Origin of the sequence: Corynebacterium jeddahense (genome assembly GCF_028609865.1) — a bacterium.
Taxonomy (GTDB): Bacteria; Actinomycetota; Actinomycetes; order Mycobacteriales; family Mycobacteriaceae; genus Corynebacterium; species Corynebacterium jeddahense.
The window spans coordinates 2,045,005-2,062,379 of sequence record NZ_CP063194.1; the positions used below are offsets into that span (position 1 = coordinate 2,045,005).

At 63.8% G+C, this 17,375-nt stretch carries 10 protein-coding genes, 2 tRNA genes and 3 rRNA genes; 4 read left to right on the plus strand and 11 right to left on the minus strand.

From position 1 onward, the window contains the following. Positions 1-13 precede the first annotated feature (13 nt). The 5 genes from CJEDD_RS09950 to pgm form a co-directional block, all read right to left on the minus strand. Positions 14-86, minus strand: a tRNA-Ala gene (locus CJEDD_RS09950). A gap of 21 nt (positions 87-107) precedes the next feature. After that, a tRNA-Ala gene (locus tag CJEDD_RS09955) sits at positions 108-180 on the minus strand. 117 nt (positions 181-297) lie between these two features. Continuing rightward, the gene (locus CJEDD_RS09960; protein ID WP_042404967.1) at positions 298-1,032 is read right to left on the minus strand and encodes a DsbA family protein; all 735 of its coding nucleotides are present in this window, start codon (positions 1,030-1,032) and stop codon (positions 298-300) included. A gap of 69 nt (positions 1,033-1,101) precedes the next feature. Further along, the gene (locus CJEDD_RS09965) at positions 1,102-1,584 is read right to left on the minus strand and encodes a MauE/DoxX family redox-associated membrane protein (protein WP_052333692.1); all 483 of its coding nucleotides are present in this window, start codon (positions 1,582-1,584) and stop codon (positions 1,102-1,104) included. A 69-nt stretch (positions 1,585-1,653) separates the two neighbouring features. Further along, on the minus strand, positions 1,654-3,279 hold the full coding sequence (gene pgm / locus CJEDD_RS09970; RefSeq protein WP_042404919.1) for a phosphoglucomutase (alpha-D-glucose-1,6-bisphosphate-dependent): 1,626 nt from the start codon (positions 3,277-3,279) through the stop codon (positions 1,654-1,656). A 105-nt stretch (positions 3,280-3,384) separates the two neighbouring features. On the opposite strand from pgm, the gene CJEDD_RS09975 reads away from it, so the two are divergent. Genes CJEDD_RS09975 through CJEDD_RS09985 form a run of 3 tightly spaced genes read left to right on the plus strand, consistent with a single transcriptional unit; the run spans position 3,385 to position 5,512 of the window. Next, on the plus strand, positions 3,385-4,800 hold the full coding sequence (locus CJEDD_RS09975; RefSeq protein WP_042404917.1) for an alanine/glycine:cation symporter family protein: 1,416 nt from the start codon (positions 3,385-3,387) through the stop codon (positions 4,798-4,800). 21 nt (positions 4,801-4,821) lie between these two features. Next, complete coding sequence (locus CJEDD_RS09980) at positions 4,822-5,166, plus strand: CrcB family protein (RefSeq protein WP_042404915.1); 345 nt, start codon at positions 4,822-4,824, stop codon at positions 5,164-5,166. After that, entirely contained in the window at positions 5,159-5,512 is a 354-nt protein-coding gene (locus tag CJEDD_RS09985) for a fluoride efflux transporter FluC (protein WP_042404913.1), read from the plus strand. Before CJEDD_RS09980 ends, CJEDD_RS09985 begins: the two co-directional genes overlap by 8 nt. Here CJEDD_RS09985 and CJEDD_RS09990 read toward each other — a convergent pair whose 3' ends face one another. The 5 genes from CJEDD_RS09990 to CJEDD_RS10010 form a co-directional block, all read right to left on the minus strand. Next, positions 5,513-8,068, minus strand: a complete 2,556-nt coding sequence (locus CJEDD_RS09990) for an ABC transporter permease (protein ID WP_042404911.1) — start codon at positions 8,066-8,068, stop codon at positions 5,513-5,515. It lies immediately after the preceding gene. Continuing rightward, on the minus strand, positions 8,068-8,802 hold the full coding sequence (locus CJEDD_RS09995) for an ABC transporter ATP-binding protein (RefSeq protein WP_042404909.1): 735 nt from the start codon (positions 8,800-8,802) through the stop codon (positions 8,068-8,070). The genes CJEDD_RS09990 and CJEDD_RS09995 overlap by 1 nt, the downstream gene beginning before the upstream one ends. Positions 8,803-10,252: 1,450 nt before the next feature. Next, positions 10,253-10,370: ribosomal RNA gene (gene rrf, locus CJEDD_RS10000) — 5S ribosomal RNA — on the minus strand. 156 nt (positions 10,371-10,526) lie between these two features. After that, positions 10,527-13,606, minus strand: a 23S ribosomal RNA gene (locus CJEDD_RS10005). 409 nt (positions 13,607-14,015) lie between these two features. After that, positions 14,016-15,530: ribosomal RNA gene (locus tag CJEDD_RS10010) — 16S ribosomal RNA — on the minus strand. The 16S, 23S and 5S rRNA genes sit together here, the layout of an rRNA operon. A gap of 17 nt (positions 15,531-15,547) precedes the next feature. Here CJEDD_RS10010 and CJEDD_RS10015 point away from each other — a divergent pair. Continuing rightward, a complete protein-coding gene (locus CJEDD_RS10015) occupies positions 15,548-15,757 on the plus strand; it encodes a hypothetical protein (protein ID WP_157034549.1) in 210 nt (69 codons plus the stop codon). 335 nt (positions 15,758-16,092) lie between these two features. Here CJEDD_RS10015 and murA read toward each other — a convergent pair whose 3' ends face one another. Beyond that, on the minus strand, positions 16,093-17,349 hold the full coding sequence (gene murA / locus CJEDD_RS10020; RefSeq protein ID WP_042409912.1) for a UDP-N-acetylglucosamine 1-carboxyvinyltransferase: 1,257 nt from the start codon (positions 17,347-17,349) through the stop codon (positions 16,093-16,095). Positions 17,350-17,375: the final 26 nt, after the last annotated feature.

Here is a 17,375-nt window from a genome sequence, read left to right on the forward strand (position 1 = left end):
AGTGTTTTCTCGGTGGAGCTAACGGGATTCGAACCCGTGACCCCCACACTGCCAGTGTGGTGCGCTACCAGCTGCGCCATAGCCCCAATGCGTATGAAGTTGTGAAGTGGAGCTAACGGGATTCGAACCCGTGACCCCCACACTGCCAGTGTGGTGCGCTACCAGCTGCGCCATAGCCCCGTTGGATAACTCACGTAAATATACAGCCGGGCTCGCGGGCCTCCAAACCCCCAGGTTGCCCCGATACAACACCGCTTCCCGCCAATCACGGCGGAAAGCGGTCGGGGGTGCGGCGGCTTAGAGCTGGGAGAGGGTCTCCGGCCAGTCGTCGCGGTTGCCCTGGATCTTCTCAATGTCCTTGCCGTCGACGAGGACGCGCGGGGTCCAGGCCTCGCCGGTCTTGTCCTCCTGGTACTTGCGGTTGTTGTCGCCCATGCGCTTCGCGGTGTCGGTGTACTTGCCGTCGCGGATGTCCTGGACTGCCTCCTTGGACGCGCCGTAGCCGGCGACGAGGTCGGCGAAGCCGTCGTTGTCGTACTTGTTGTACGCGGTCTGCTGCTCGCGGAAGAGGTAGTCGCGCATGGTGAACGCCTGGGCGATGTCGTTGTGCGCGAAGAGCGCGAGCTCGGCGGCCAGCGCGTTCGTGGAGTGGCCGATCTGGCCGTTGTCCAGCGCGGTCATCGGGCGCAGGTCGACGGCGATCTCGCCGGCCTTGAGCTTGTCCATCATCGAGTCCTCGGCGACCTTGTATAGATCCGCGCAGTGGGAGCAGGAGAAGTCCTCGAACAGCTCGGCCTTGTTCGCGTCCTTATTGTCGCCGGTGATGTGGATGATGTCCTCGTCCTCGTTCCAGGACACGTTGAGGCCGGTGACGTCCATGAGGCTCTCGCGCATCGAGGCGCTGCGGTTGTTGCGGCCGTTGTAGATGATCAGGCCGATCACGAGCAGGGCGATCGCGATAACCGCGACGACGGCCCAGATGAACGCGCTGTTGCCCTTCTTGTTCGGGTTCTGCACTTTGCGAGTGGTCACTAAAGTCTCCTGGATCGGGCGCTTCACAGCGCGAACTGTTGGACGGGGGTCTTGCGTACCCGCAAGAGTTTAGGGGTAGATGGCAAACTTTTTAAACGGACGCCACATCATGAACGCGGTGATGGCGATGTAGAGCACGTCGCGGGCCACGGTGACCAGCAGGTTGGTCTCCCCCTCGCCCGCCGCGGACGGGTCGAAGCAGCCGCAGTCGATGACGAGCCCGCGCTGCCACGCCGAGAGCATGCCGATGATGAACAAGCTGAGCACGATGATGGACACCTTGCCGGACCAGCGCAGCTTGATGCCCAGCAGCAGGAGCAGGCCGCCGGCGATCTCGAGCGGGCCAATGATGTGGGCGAGCAGATCCGACCAGTCGGGGGTGAAGATCTGGTACGCCTCGATCGTCTTGGTCACGTCGAGGTGCACGCCGATCTTCGACCACCCCGCGGAGATCCAGATGTACGCCATGTAAAACCGCGCCAGCGCGGACAGGACGTCCAGCACCAGCGACTTCGTGTTCCGCGTCGGTTCCGCGGTTGTTGATGTGCTCACCAAAGGCACCTTAGCGCACCGTCCAGCCGGCACACACGCGGTGCCAGTGTGTTTTCAACTACTTCCCGGCTAGTTCCCCAGCACGTCCGCGACGAGCGCCTTCGCCTCCTCCTGCACTTGCTTGAGGTGTTCCTCGCCCTTGAACGACTCGGCGTAGATCTTGTACTTGTCCTCGGTGCCGGACGGCCGCGCCGCGAACCACGCGTGCTCCGTGGTCACCTTCAGTCCGCCGATCGCCGCGCCGTTGCCCGGGGCCTTCGTCAGCTTATCGACGATAGCTTCGCCCGCCAGCGTCTCCGCCGAGACCTGCTCGGCAGACAGCGCCTTGAGCTTCGCTTTTTCCTCGCGCCCGGCCGGGGCGTCGATGCGCGCGTAAACCGGCGAGCCGTACTCCGCTTCCAGCTCCGCGTAGCGCTGCGAGGGGGTCTTGCCCGTCACAGCGGTGATCTCGGCGGCGAGCAAGTCCATGATGAGGCCGTCCTTGTCCGTGGACCAGACGGTGCCGTCCTTGCGCAGGAAGGACGCGCCCGCGGATTCCTCGCCGCCGAAGCCGATGGTGCCGTCGATCAGCCCGGGCACGAACCACTTGAACCCGACCGGCACCTCGACGAGCTCGCGGCCGAGCGAGGCGACGACGCGGTCGATCATCGACGACGACACGAGCGTCTTGCCCACCGCGGTGCCCTCCGCCCAGCCGTCGCGGTGGCTGAACAGGTACTCGATGGCCACGGCGAGGTAGTGGTTCGGGTTCATCAGCCCGGCGTCGGGGGTGACAATGCCGTGGCGGTCCGCGTCCGCGTCGTTGCCCGTGGCCAGGTCGTACTTGTCGCGGTTGTGCACGAGCGAGGCCATGGAGTTCGGGCTCGAGCAGTCCATGCGGATCCTGCCGTCGGTGTCCAGGGTCATAAACCGCCAGGTGGCGTCCACGTGCGGGTTGACCACGGTGAGGTTGAGCCCGTAGCGCTCCCCGATCGCACCCCAGTAGTCCACGCTCGCCCCGCCCATCGGGTCCGCCCCGATGCGCAGGCCGGAGCCCTTGATCGCGTCGAGGTCGACGACGTTGCCCAGGTCGGCGACGTATTGGTCGAGGAAGTCGAACCGCTCGGCCCGCTCGTCGAGCACCCCGCGTACCGACGTCCTCCGGACCCCCTCGAGCCCGGCCTTGATGGTCGCGTTCGCCCGCTCCGCGATCCAGTCCGTGGCCTCTGCAGGGGCCGGGCCGCCGGTCGGCGGGTTGTACTTGAAGCCGCCGTCGCGCGGCGGATTGTGCGAGGGGGTGACCACGATGCCGTCGGCCGTACCGCCGGCGTGGGTGAGGATCGCGTGGGAGACGGCGGGGGTCGGAGTGTAGCGGCCGGAGGCGTCGACACGCACCGGCACCTCGTTGGCAATGAGGACCTCGAGCGCGGAGAGCATCGCCGGCTCCGAGAGCGCGTGCGTGTCGCGGCCGAGGTAGACCGGCCCGTCGATGCCCTCGCCGCGGCGGTAGTCCACGATCGCCTGGGTGGTGGCCAGGATGTGCGCCTCGTTGAACGCGTTATCCAGCGAGGAGCCGCGGTGGCCCGAAGTGCCGAAGACGACCTGCTGGTCCGGGTCGTCCGGGTCGATGTCACGGGTGTAGTAGGCGGCGACGACCTCCGCGATGTCGATGAGGTCCTCGTCTCGGGCGGGCTGTCCTGCGCGTTCGTGTGCCATGGGGCGCTCCTTCGGGGTGGCTGGTGTGACGCCTCCATCATCGCCCGCGGCGCGCGCCCCCGCTACCTATTTTTCTATAGAAACCAGGCGTGGTTTACTCATCCTATGAATTCGCTGAACGACGCCTTGAGTGCGGTGTCCACGTTCGTGTGGGGCCCGTTCCTCCTCATCCCCCTCCTGCTGGGCACCGGCCTGTACCTCACCGTGCGGCTGCGCGGCATCCAGTTCCGCACGCTCGGGCGGGCCACCCGCCACGCGTTCATCGACCACTCCGAGGACGGCGCCGGCGACATGTCGAACTACCAGGCGCTCACCACCGCCCTCGCGGCGACGGTGGGCACCGGCAACATCGTCGGCGTCGCCACCGCGATCTCGATCGGCGGGCCCGGCGCGCTGTTCTGGATCTGGCTCACCGGCATCGTCGGCATGGCCTCGAAGTACACCGAGGCGTACCTCGGCGTGCGCTTCCGCACCACCGACGCAAAGGGCAAGCAGCAGGGCGGCCCGCAGGAGTACCTCAAGCGCGGCATCCCGGGCACGTTCGGCAAGGTGCTCGCGGCGGCGTTCACGCTGTTCACCATCTTCGCGTCCTTCGGCATCGGCAACCTCGCGCAGGGCAACTCCATCGCCGCGGGCATGCAGGACGCGTTCGGGCTCGACTCCACCGTCGCGGGCCTCATCATCTTCTTCGCCGTCGGCGCCGCGGTGCTCGGCGGCATCGAGGGCATCGGCAAGATCACCGCGGCGTTCGTGCCGCTCATGATCGTCGTCTACGTCGGCGGCGGCATCACCGCGCTGGCGCTCATGGCGGACCGGGTACCGGGGGCCTTCGCCACGATCTTCCACGACGCGTTCACCGGCACCGCGGCCACCGGCGGGTTCGTCGGCTCGGGCATCATGCTCGCCATCCAGTTCGGCGTGGCCCGCGGCATCTTCTCCAACGAGTCCGGCATGGGCTCCGCGGCCATCGCCGCCGCCGCGGCGAAGACGCAGCACCCGGCGCGCCAGGCGCTCGTGTCCATGACGCAGACCTTCATCGACACCATCGTCGTGGTCACCATCACCGGCCTTGTCATCGTCACCGCCGGCACGTGGGACATGGGCCGCGAGGAGGCCGCGACGATGACGGCCGCGGCGTTCGAGCAGGCGCTGCCCGGGCAGTGGGGCGGGCTCATCGTCTCCGTCTCGCTCATCTTCTTCGCGTTCTCCACCATCCTCGGCTGGTCCTACTACGGCGAGCGCGCCATCGTCTCGCTGCTGGGCAACTGGGCGTCGGTGCCCTACCGGATGTTCTTCACCATCCTCTCGCTCGTCGGCGCCGTCACCTCGCTCGAGCTCGTGTGGACGTTCTCCGACCTCTCCAACGGGCTCATGGCCATCCCGAACCTCATCGGCCTGCTCATGCTGTCCGGGCTCGTCACGCGGGAGACGCGGGAGTACCTCGCCTTCGACCCGTACCTGAAGAAGTCGCCGGAGGAGGTCGCGGACTTCGTGGAGCGGCAGCACATGGACTGGCACTAGCGCCGCGATAGACTCGCGCCCGTGCACAACGACGCTTTCGCAACCGCCCTCGCCGTCGGCCTGGGCGCGGGCCTCGGCGCGGTCGCGCGCCAGCTCGTCCTCCTCGCCGCCGAGCCGGGGACCACGGCGGCGCTCGCGCTCACCTTCGCTGTCAACATCGCCGGCTGCTTCGCCATGGGCCTGTGGAAGCCGGGGCCACTGTGGGGTACCGGCTTTCTCGGCGGGCTGACCACCTACTCCGCGATCTCGCTCGCCGCGATGCAGTCCCAGGCGCTCACCGCGCTCATCATCATCGTGCTCAGCTACGCCACGTCCGTCGGGGCCTGGTTCGCGGGCGACGCGCTGCGGGAGCGCCGCCATGCTTAGCCTCACCGCGGTTGCCCTCGTCTTCGCCGGCGGATTCTGCGGCGGCGCGGCGCGCTACGCCCTCACCCGGCTCATCCGCGACGCCCGCGCCGCCACCTTCGCCGCGAACATCGCCGCGTCGATGATCATCGGCTTCGTGGCCGCCGCCCCCGACGCGTGGCAGACCGGGCTCGGCGTCGGCTTCGCGGGCGCGCTGTCCACGTGGTCCACGTTCGCCCGCGAGCTCGGCGAGCTCATGAAGGCGCGCCGGCGCGGCGAGGCCGCCCGCCACGCGCTCTACACCGCGCTGCTCGGTATCACGGGCGCCTGGTTCGGGCTGGCGTGGGGCGTGCGGGCGTTCGGGTAGCTACTCCGCGATCGCGTCGAGCGGCGGCGTCCTCGCGGCCCGCGCCGCCGGCCCCACCGCGGCGGCCAGCCCGACCACGAAGGACCCGGCGAGCACGATGCCGATCATGTCCCAGGGCACGGCGACCGTCGTCAAGCCTTTCGCTTTCAGCACGTCGAGGAACGCCCACCCGAGCCCGAGCCCGAGGAGGATGCCCAGCACCGCGCCGTACACCGTCATCTGTACCGACTCGAGCACGATCATCGTGCGCACCTGCCGGCGCTGCGTGCCCACCGCGCGCAGCATCCCGATCTCCTGGCGCCGCTCGATGACGGAGAGCGTCAGCGTGTTCACGATGCCCAGCACCGCCACCACCACAGCAAGCGAGAGCAGCGCGTAGAGGATGAACAGCATCTGGTCGATGAGCGCGGCGACCTCGCCGCTCATGTCGTCGGTCGAGCGCACCTGCACCACGATGTCGTGGCGCACCTCGCGCTCGAGGTTCGCGCGCAGCGTCTCGTCGTCGACGCTGCCGTCGCCGTTCACCCCGACCATGAGCAGCCGGGCCGTGCTTGACGACGTCAGCTCCGCCGCCACCTGCCCCGACACCACGAACGTCGTGAAGATGTTCGAGCCGTCGAAGATGCCGCCGACCGTGGCCTCGACGGTACTGTCGTTCAGCCCCGGCGCCGCGACCTGCACCGTCTCCCCGACGTGCCAGCCGCGCTCCTGCGCCACGTCGGCCGGGGCGATGATGGTGTCGCCGTCGAGGGCCGGGCTGCCGTCGACCATGTGCAGCGAGATGAGGTCCGCCGGGTTGCCGCGCAGCACGTCGGTCGTGCCCACGGAGCCGAATTGGTGGCCGTACTCGCCGTCCACGGTGACGGGTGCTTGGAGGTAGCTGACCACCTCGCCGACGCCCTCGACGCCGGCGGCGCGGTCCGGGAGGTCGTCGGGAAGCGGAATCGCCCCGTTGTCCGGCCCGGTGAGCACGTACTGCGCGCTCACCTCGCTCGTGGCCACGTTGTCGACGGACTGCTTCATGGACGCGCCGAGCATCCCGATCACAGTCACCAGCGCAATGCCGAGCATGAGCGCGAACGCCGTCGTGGCCGTGCGCCGGGGGTTGCGCCTCGTGTTCGTCGAGGCGAGGCGGCCCACCGCCCCGAACGGCGCGCCGATGAGCCTGCCGAACGGCGGGACGACCGGCAGGCTCAGCGCCGGCCCGGCGAGGAAGAGGCCCGTCACCGCCGCGAGCGCCGCCAGCCCAACGAGCCCCGCGCGCCGCCCGGTGGCGGCGCCGTCCCACGCCATCGCCGCCCCGGCCGCCGCGAGCCCCGCCGCGACGAGGACCGCGCCCGCGATCGTGCGCCCGCGCAACGGCTGCGGCGCGGCGGACTCGCTCGCCCGCATCGCCTCCACCGGGCGCACGCGACCGGCGCGCATGGCCGGCGCCAGCGCGGAGAGCACCGTGACTGCGGTGCCCACCACGAGCGGCACCGCCACGGCGCGCGCCGACAGCCCGGTCCCCGCGTCCGGCAGCGGCATCCCGTACGAGTTCATGGCCACGCGAATCGCCGCGACGAGCCCCACCCCGCCAACGACGCCGAGCGCCGAGCCCACCAGCCCGACGAGCGCGGACTCCAGGCACACCGACCGCGTGATCTGGCCCTTCGACGCGCCGAGCGCACGCAGCAGCGCGAACTCCTTCGTCCGCTGCGCCACGATCATCGAGAACGTGTTCGCGATGAGGAACGTCCCCACCAGCAGCCCGACCAGCCCGAACGCGACGAGGAAGTAGCTGACAAAGCTGAGCGCCTCGCGGATCTGCTTCGACGTCTCTTCGGCCACGTCCGCGCCCGTCCGGATCTCCAGGTCCGGGTGCGCGCCCTTCAGCTTCTCGACGACCTCCGGCGCCCCCACGCCATCCCGCGCCCGCACCGTCACGGCGGGCAGCCTTTCCCCGTTCGTGTAGTCCGTTATGTAGGCGTCCTCGCCCACGCGCAGCATGAGCGACGTCTCCTGCGCGAGCGGGTCGTCGTAGAGCCCCGTCACGGTGAACTCGTGGCGGCCGTCCTTGTCCACGACGATGAGCCTGTCGCCGAGGCCGATGCCGTAGCGCGCGGCCCCGTTCGCGTTCACGGCGATGTCGTCGGGGGCGTGCGGGGCGGAGCCGTCGATAAGCGAAGGCGCCCTGCCAACAGCCTCCCCCTCGCCGTAGTACAGGCCGAGGCGCGAGGTGCCGCGCTGGGTCTGGATCGCGACTTCGTCTTGCGTAGCGACGACCACAGGCAGCTCCGCGTACAAATTCACCCGCGCGGCGTCCCCGTCCGCCCTGATCGCGTCGACCTCGTCCCGCGCGATCGAGCCATCGCCCTCGCCCGGGCGCACGACCGCGTCCACGTCGCCGAGCGCGGTGTCCACCGCCGAATCGAACGTCGAGGAAAGCATATTGGTGAACATGAGCGCGCCCGAGAGGAACGCGGTGCCGAGTACGACCGCGACGACGGTGAGCGCGAGACGCACCTTGTGCGCCGCGACGTTGCGCAGCGACACCTTGGTCAGGGGCGCGGCCATTAGTCCTCCATGCCGGACATGACGCGCAGGATCGTGTCCATATCGGGGTTGCGCAGCTCGTCGACGATGTTGCCGTCGCGCAGGAAGATGACGCGGTCCGCGTACGACGCCGCCTTCGCGTCGTGTGTGACGATGACCACCGTCTGCCCGTCCTCGTCCACCGCCGTGCGGAGGATGTCAAGGACCTCGCGCGACGCGTTCGAGTCGAGGTTGCCCGTCGGCTCGTCGCCGAAAATGATCTCCGGGCGGGAGACGAGGGCGCGGGCGCAGGCGACGCGCTGCTGCTGCCCGCCCGACAGCTCCGCGGGGCGGTGCGTGAGGCGCTTTTCCAAGCCAAGCCGGCGCGTAACCTCGTCGAACCAGGCTTGGTCCACCTTCCGCCCCGCGATGTCTGTCGGCAGCGCGATGTTCTCCGCCGCGGTGAGCGTGGGCACGAGGTTGAACGACTGGAAGATGAACCCCAGCCGGTCGCGTCGCAGCGCGGTGAGCTCCTTGTCGTTGAGCTTGGAGAGGTCCGTCTCGCCGATGTAGGCCGACCCGCTCGTCGCCGTGTCCAGCCCCGCCATCACGTGCATCAGCGTCGACTTGCCGGACCCCGACGGTCCCATAATCGCGGTGAACTCGTTGCGAGCGAACTCGACATCCACCCCGTCAAGCGCCACGACCTCCGCCTCGCCCCGGCCGTACGTCTTGACCAGGTTCGCCGCGCGCGCAGCAGCTCCTCCGTCGCCCATCGACCCCTCATTCCTTTCCGCTCCGCGCACCCGGTTCTTGCTCGCCGAGCGCGCTGTGTTCTTGCGTGACTATACCGCCGTGCCCGACGCCGCCTTCTCCGTGCGTTCTGGGCACTTCGGCGGCCTGGCGCCCGGACGTAGTGGTGCTCCTGCGCGGGCGCATTGCTAGCCCGCAGCGTTGTGGCCCACGCGTTTCCCCTGGTGGCCTGTTACTCGTGTGACGGTTTTGTCGTTGAGGGCTAGTGAGCTGGTGCCCGTGCTAGCCCTCAGCGTGGTGCGTTGCAGGTTTGCCCTGGTGGCGTTTGACTGGTGTGGTGGTTTCTGCACTGAGGGCTAGTGGCGTCAGTGTTGCTAGCCCTCAGCGTGGTGCGTTGCACGTTTGCCCTGGTGGTGTGTGACTGGTGTGGTGGTTTCTGCACTGAGGGCTAGTGGCGTCAGTGTTGCTAGCCCTCAGCGTGGTGCACTGCAGGTTTGCCCAGGTGGCGTGTGACTAGTGTGGTGGTTTCCGCGCTGAGGGCTAGTGGCGTTCGTATTGCTAGCCCTCAGCGTAGTTCGCCAGATGTTTTGCCAGGAGCCGTGTTGCTCATGTGGCGACGCACTCCCTGAGGGCTAGCAGCATGGAGACTGCGCAGCCACGACAAACCTGCATTGCGGAGTGTGTAGGGACCTGCATTGTCTGCAATGCAGAGACGCGTCCGCAATGCTGGCGGGCTTTTACGTCCGCGGGGCGTCCGCAATGAGTCCACGCCTCGCCTATCTGCCTACGGGGCTGCATTGTGGAGTGTGTAGGTACCTTCGTTGTCTGCAATGTGGAGCCGCGGAGTCCGCAATGCGTTACCGGTGTTGTCCGAAAGCCGCCTCCCCGCCGGCAAGTCCGCGTTGTGGAGTGTGTAGGTACCTTCGTTGTCTGCAATGTGGAGCCGCGGAGTCCGCAACGGGGGCGGGCCACACTCTGTCACTATGGCATGTGGAGTCCGCGTTGTGGAGTGTGCAGGTACCTGCAGTGTCTGCAATGCGGAGTCGCGGGGTCCGCAACGCGTTACCGCTGTTCTCCGCAACCGGGTTGAGCCGTCTTGCACGCCGGGAAGTCCGCGTAGCGGAGTGCGTAGGTACCTGCAGTGTCTGCAATGCGGAGCTGCGGTGTCCGCAATGAGGCCGAAGTATCTTCCCCCACTGCGAACCAAGTCTGCCTTGTGGAGTGTGTAGGTGCCTGCGGTGTCTGCAATGCGGGGTCGCGGTGTCCGCAATGCGTTACCGGTGTTGTCCGCAACGGGGCTGAGCTGCCCTGCCCACCGGAGAGCCTGCGTTGCGGAGTGTGTAGGTGGCTGCAGTGTCTGCAATGCGGTGTCCGCGATGCGCGTGCGTGGTGTGTGCTGGGGGTTGGGTATAAGAAACACCCGCCGTACACCATTAGGGTTGGTGTGTGGCGGGTGCTGGTGTGAAGTTGTTGGGTCGGCGGTAACCTACTCTCCCACCTCCTCCCGGGGGCAGTACCATCGGCGCGGGCGGGCTTAGCTTCCGGGTTCGGAATGGGACCGGGCGTTTCCCCGCCGCTATCAACCACCGACACATCCATGAGGGGTGTACACGATATGTCTGTGTGTATTTGGTTGTGTGATTGTGTTGGTGTTGTGTCAGTGACTGCACAGTGGACGCGGTGGATTGTTTTCTTGTCTTGTTTCGTGTTTGGTTGTTTGGTGTTTTGCACACCTGGTTGAGCGTGTTGGTGTGTTTATTGGTGTATTAGTACCGGTCGCCTCCACACCTTGCGGTGCTTCCAGTTCCGGCCTATCAACCCAGTAGTCTGCTGGGAACCTCGAATGAAACCTCATCTTAAAACAGGCTTCCCGCTTAGATGCTTTCAGCGGTTATCCCTCCCGTACGTAGCCAACCAGCGATGCTCCTGGCGGAACAACTGGCACACTAGAGGTACGTCCGTCCCGGTCCTCTCGTACTAGGGACAGCCTTTTTCAAGTTTCAACGCGCGCGGCGGATAGAGACCGAACTGTCTCACGACGTTCTGAACCCAGCTCGCGTGCCGCTTTAATGGGCGAACAGCCCAACCCTTGGGACCTACTCCAGCCCCAGGATGCGACGAGCCGACATCGAGGTGCCAAACCATCCCGTCGATATGGACTCTTGGGGAAGATCAGCCTGTTATCCCCGGGGTACCTTTTATCCGTTGAGCGACACCACATCCACAAGTAGGTGCCGGATCACTAGTCCCGACTTTCGTCCCTGCTCGACTGGTAAGTCTCGCAGTCAAGCTCCCTTGTGCACTTACACTCTTGCACCTGATTGCCAACCAGGCTGAGGGAACCTTTGGGCGCCTCCGTTACATTTTGGGAGGCAACCGCCCCAGTTAAACTACCCACCAGGCACTGTCCCCAACCCAGATCATGGGCCAAGGTTAGATATCCACTACGGTCAGAGTGGTATTTCAACAACGACTCCACCACCACTAGCGTGACGGTTTCACAGTCTCCCACCTATCCTACACAAACCGCACCGAATGCCAATACCAAGCTATAGTGAAGGTCCCGGGGTCTTTTCGTCCTGCCGCGCGAAACGAGCATCTTTACTCGTACTGCAATTTCACCGGGCCTGTGGTTGAGACAGCAGGGGAGTCGTTACGCCATTCGTGCAGGTCGGAACTTACCCGACAAGGAATTTCGCTACCTTAGGATGGTTATAGTTACCACCGCCGTTTACTGGGGCTTAAATTCTCCGCTTCGACCCAACAAGGGGTCTAACAGGTCCTCTTAACCTTCCAGCACCGGGCAGGCGTCAGTCCGTATACATCAACTTCATCGTCTTCGCACGGACCTGTGTTTTTGATAAACAGTCGCTCCCCTCTCTTCTCTGCGACCACCCTCAGCTTCCACCACGTGTGTGGTGCCACCGAGTGTGGTCCCCCTTCTCCCGAAGTTACGGGGGCATTTTGCCGAGTTCCTTAACCACAGTTCACCCGAGCGCCTTAGTATTCTCTACCTGACCACCTGTGTCGGTTTAGGGTACGGGCCGTACACGCACATCGCTAGAGGCTTTTCTCGGCAGTCCAGGATCACCAACATCACCCAACGTTTGGGCTACGCATCACGCCTCACACTTATTGACAGCCGCATTTGACATGCTGTCGTGCCACACGCTTGCACCGCAATCCAATAAGCGGCTCGGCTACCTCACTGCGTCACCCCATCACTGACCTACCACGGATCAGGCCCCACGCGTTACCACCAACTGATCATCAATGATGATCATGCCGGAGGGTCAGGGTGGTTAGTATCACCGCTTCGATACTGGGCGCGCGTATACGGGTACGGGAATATCAACCCGTTGACCATCGACTACGCCTGTCGGCCTCGCCTTAGGACCCGACTCACCCTGGGAAGACGAACTTGACCCAGGAACCCTTAGTCATCCGGCGGGCAAGATTCTCACTTGCCATTCGTTACTCATGCCTGCATTCTCACTCGCGTGCAGTCCACCGCGCCTTACGATACGGCTTCACCCCACACACGACGCTCCCCTACCCAACAAAACATTGTTGCCGCGGCTTCGGCGGTGTGCTTGAGCCCCACTACATTGTCGGCGCGGAACCACTCGACCAGTGAGCTATTACGCACTCTTTCAAGGGTGGCTGCTTCTAAGCCAACCTCCTGGCTGTCATCGCGATCCCACATCCTTTTCCACTTAGCACACCCTTAGGGGCCTTAACCGGCGATCTGGGCTGTTTCCCTCTCGACTATGAAGCTTATCCCCCACAGTCTCACTGCAATGCACCACTTCAACCGGCATTCGGAGTTTGGCTGACGTCGCTAAGATGATAGTCCCGCTCAACCAACCAGTAGCTCTACCTCCGGCAAGCTCACATCACGCTGCACCTAAATGCATTTCGGGGAGAACCAGCTATCACGGAGTTTGATTGGCCTTTCACCCCTACCCACAACTCATCCCCTCAGTTTTCAACCTAAGTGGGTTCGCGCCTCCACAACCTCTTACAGCTGCTTCACACTGGCCATGGGTAGATCACCCCGCTTCGGGTCCAGGACATGCCACTAACAACACCCTATTCGGATTCGCTTTCGCTACGACTACCCCACACGGGTTAACCTCGCGACATGCCGCTGACTCGCAGGCTCATTCTTCAAAAGGCACGCCATCACACACATACAGGTGCTCTGACGGATTGTAAGCGCATGGTTTCAGGAACTCTTTCACTCCCCTCCCGGGGTACTTTTCACCATTCCCTCACGGTACTTCATTCACTATCGGTCACACTGAGTATTCAGGCTTACCGGGTGGTCCCGGCAGATTCACAGCAGATTCCACGAGCCCGCTGCTACTCGGGAACACAAACAACACAACCACACATGCCTTCACGTACGGGACTTATCACCCACTCCGGTGCACCATCCCAGATGCTTCCGCTGACACACGCGCATCATGCTCACAGTTGACAGCCTGCGACATTCATGCCCCACAACACCGCACACGCAACCCCTGCCAGGTATCACACGCACACGGTTTAGCCACCATCCGCTATCGCTCGCCACTACACACGGAATCACAATTGTTTTCTTCTCCTACGGGTACTGAGATGTTTCACTTCCCCGCGTCAACCCCCACACAGGCTATGCATTCACCTGCAGGTAACACCACACAACTGGTGCTGGGTTTCCCCATTCGGACATCCTCGGATCAACGCTTTGTTGGCAACTCCCCGAGGCATAACGCAGCCTCACACGTCCTTCATCGGCTCAGCATGCCAAGGCATCCACCATACGCCCGTAACAAAACACACGGACACACAATCAGCGCACAAAACACTAAAACACAAAAAAAGAAAGAAAAATAATGCTCGCGTCCACTATACAGTTCTCACACAACACCACCCCCCACAAGCACACCACCACCAACACAGCAGCAGCACACCCACGACAGGGGCACAATCAGGAACACACACACTCGTGCTGCCCCAGACACCCAACAGTGCACCAACAAACCACTTTTGCCACGCAACCAGGTCACTCAACCCACCACACACACACCGTGTTCACGCGCAACCCCTTTGTGGTTGCTCCCTATCCACCCCACACACAATGAGGCAGGTGCGCATCCACTCCGGATTTCTCAAAATACAGGTGGCAGTCACACACTCGGTGACATCAACCACCACACCCACAACTGCGGGCAAACATAAAGCTCCTTAGAAAGGAGGTGATCCAGCCGCACCTTCCGGTACGGCTACCTTGTTACGACTTCGTCCCAATCGCCGATCCCACCTTCGACAGCTCCCTTTCACAGGCCACTGGCTTCGGGTGTTACCAACTTTCATGACGTGACGGGCGGTGTGTACAAGGCCCGGGAACGTATTCACCGCAGCGTTGCTGATCTGCGATTACTAGCGACTCCGACTTCATGGGGTCGAGTTGCAGACCCCAATCCGAACTAAGGCCGGCTTTCAGCGGTTAGCTCACCCTCACAGGCTCGCGGACGCGTTGTACCGACCATTGTAGCATGTGTGAAGCCCTGGACATAAGGGGCATGATGATTTGACGTCATCCCCACCTTCCTCCGAGTTAACCCCGGCAGTCTCTCATGAGTCCCCGGCCGAACCGCTGGCAACATAAGACAAGGGTTGCGCTCGTTGCGGGACTTAACCCAACATCTCACGACACGAGCTGACGACAACCATGCACCACCTGTACACCAACCACAAGGGAAACTACATCTCTGCAGCGATTCAGTGTATGTCAAGCCCAGGTAAGGTTCTTCGCGTTGCATCGAATTAATCCACATGCTCCGCCGCTTGTGCGGGCCCCCGTCAATTCCTTTGAGTTTTAGCCTTGCGGCCGTACTCCCCAGGCGGGGCGCTTAATGCGTTAGCTACGGCACGAACCCCGTGGAAGGGACTCACACCTAGCGCCCACCGTTTACGGCATGGACTACCAGGGTATCTAATCCTGTTCGCTCCCCATGCTTTCGCTCCTCAGCGTCAGTTACTGCCCAGAGACCTGCCTTCGCCATCGGTGTTCCTCCTGATATCTGCGCATTCCACCGCTACACCAGGAATTCCAGTCTCCCCTACAGCACTCAAGTTATGCCCGTATCGCCTGCAGTCCCGCAGTTAAGCTGCGGACTTACACAAACGACGCGACAAACCACCTACGAGCTCTTTACGCCCAGTAATTCCGGACAACGCTCGCACCCTACGTATTACCGCGGCTGCTGGCACGTAGTTAGCCGGTGCTTCTTCTCCAGGTACCGTCAATTCCTCTTCGTCCCTAGCGAAAGGAGTTTACAACCCGAAGGCCGTCATCCCCCACGCGGCGTCGCTGCATCAGGCTTGCGCCCATTGTGCAATATTCCCCACTGCTGCCTCCCGTAGGAGTCTGGGCCGTATCTCAGTCCCAATGTGGCCGTACACCCTCTCAGGCCGGCTACCCGTCGACGCCTTGGTAGGCCATTACCCCACCAACAAGCTGATAGGCCGCGAGCTCATCCCACACCGAAAAAACTTTCCACCACACCATCCAAAATGCGGTCCTATCCGGTATTAGACCCAGTTTCCCAAGCTTATCCCGAAGTGCAGGGCAGATCACCCACGTGTTACTCACCCGTTCGCCACTCGAGTACCAGTGCAAGCACTGGCCTTTCCGTTCGACTTGCATGTGTTAAGCACGCCGCCAGCGTTCATCCTGAGCCAGGATCAAACTCTCCACAAAACGTTTCAACAAAACCAGTGAAACAGGCCGTGAAAAGCCCAAAACCCAACCAAAAAACAAACCAAACCAACACCACCACCAAAAGCAGCGGCATCAGACCTGGCAAAAAATCCAAAAATTACAAAGGTTCAACAACCAACCCCCACCCGACAGGGAAAAACAGGGGTCAGCAAAAATACGCGAGAAAATCAACCAACCCGCGCACACCAAACCAAACAGCAGCATGATCCATCAATGGATTCAACCACACCACCACCGGCACACACCCAAACAAACACAAAGGATGCAAAACACAGTGCACACAAGGCAGGCAAACAACCCACGCAACAAAAGTACATTGGCACACTATCGAGTTCTCAAACAACACCAGCACACCCAAACCAACCCACACAACGCGAGCCAGCCTCAAGTGACTTTGGAATCCGCCAACGATCGTTTTCCTGCCCGCCACACAAACCAGGAGAATCTCACTCACCGGCGGGGCGTTGTCGGTCTCGCTGACTTGATATAAGTTACACACACCCCAACAACAACACAAACCCGCAGGCCAGAACGCGAAAATCTACTCACTTACGCGTCGTACATCGGCGCCTAACTCGTTGAGCTGCTCGACGAAAGCGGGGTATCCGCGGTCGATGTGGTGCACCCCGTGGACGGTGGTCACGCCGTCGGCGACCAGGCCGGCGAGCACGAGGCCGGCGCCGGCGCGGATGTCGGAGCTCCACACGTCCGTGGAGGACAGCGTGTCCACGCCACGTAGCATGACGTGGTGGCCGTCGACGTTCGCGTCGGCGCCGAGGCGCAGCATCTCGTCGACGAAGCGGAAGCGGGCCTCGAAGACGTTCTCGGTGATCACGGACACGCCGTCGGCAATCGCGGAGAGCGCGATGGCCATGGGCTGCAGGTCCGTCGGAAAGCCGGGGTACGGCAGCGTTTGGTAGTCCACGGCCCGCGGGCGCTGGTCCATGCGGACACGGAAGCCGTTGTCGTACGTCTCAATCTCCGCCCCGGCGAGTTTGAGCTTCGACAACGCGAGGTGGAGGTGCCCCGGCGCGGCCCCGGTGACGGTGATGTCACCCTGCGTCATCGCGGCGGCGTACGCCCAGGTGCCGGCGACGATGCGGTCGCCCACGACGGTGTGCTCCGTCGGGTAAAGCTTGTCCACACCGTCGACGGTGATGCACGAGGTGCCGGCGCCCTCGATGCGCGCGCCCATCGAGTTGAGCATCGAGCACAGGTCGACGATTTCCGGCTCGCGCGCGGCGTTGTCCAACACCGTTCGCCCCTCCGCCAGGACGGCGGCAGTGACGATGTTCTCGGTGGCGCCGACGGACGGGAAGTCGAGCTTGATGTCGGCGCCGGTGAGCTTGTCCGCGCGGGCGACGACGGCGCCGTGCTGGATGTGCGTAGTCGCGCCGAGCTTCTCGAGGCCGGACTGGTGCATGTCGAGGGGGCGCGAACCGATGGCGTCGCCGCCGGGCAGCGCCACGTAGGCCTCGGTGCAGCGGGCGACGAGCGGGCCGAGCACGGCGACCGAGGCGCGGAACTGGCGCACCGCGTCGAAGTCGGCGTGCGGGGACACCTCCGCCGGGGTGTGGATGCGCACGACGTCGCCCTCGATGTCCACCTCGCAGCCGAGGCCGATGAGCACCTCGCGCATGAGCGGCACGTCGAGGATCTCTGGGCAGTTGCGCAGGGTCGTCGTCCCCTCGGCGAGCAGCGCGGCCGCCATGAGTTTCAGGACACTGTTCTTCGCGCCGCCGACGCGCACGACGCCCTCAAGGCGCGAGCCGCCGGTGACCAAAAAGCGTTCTTTCACACCAGCCAGGGTACAGAACCGAAGGA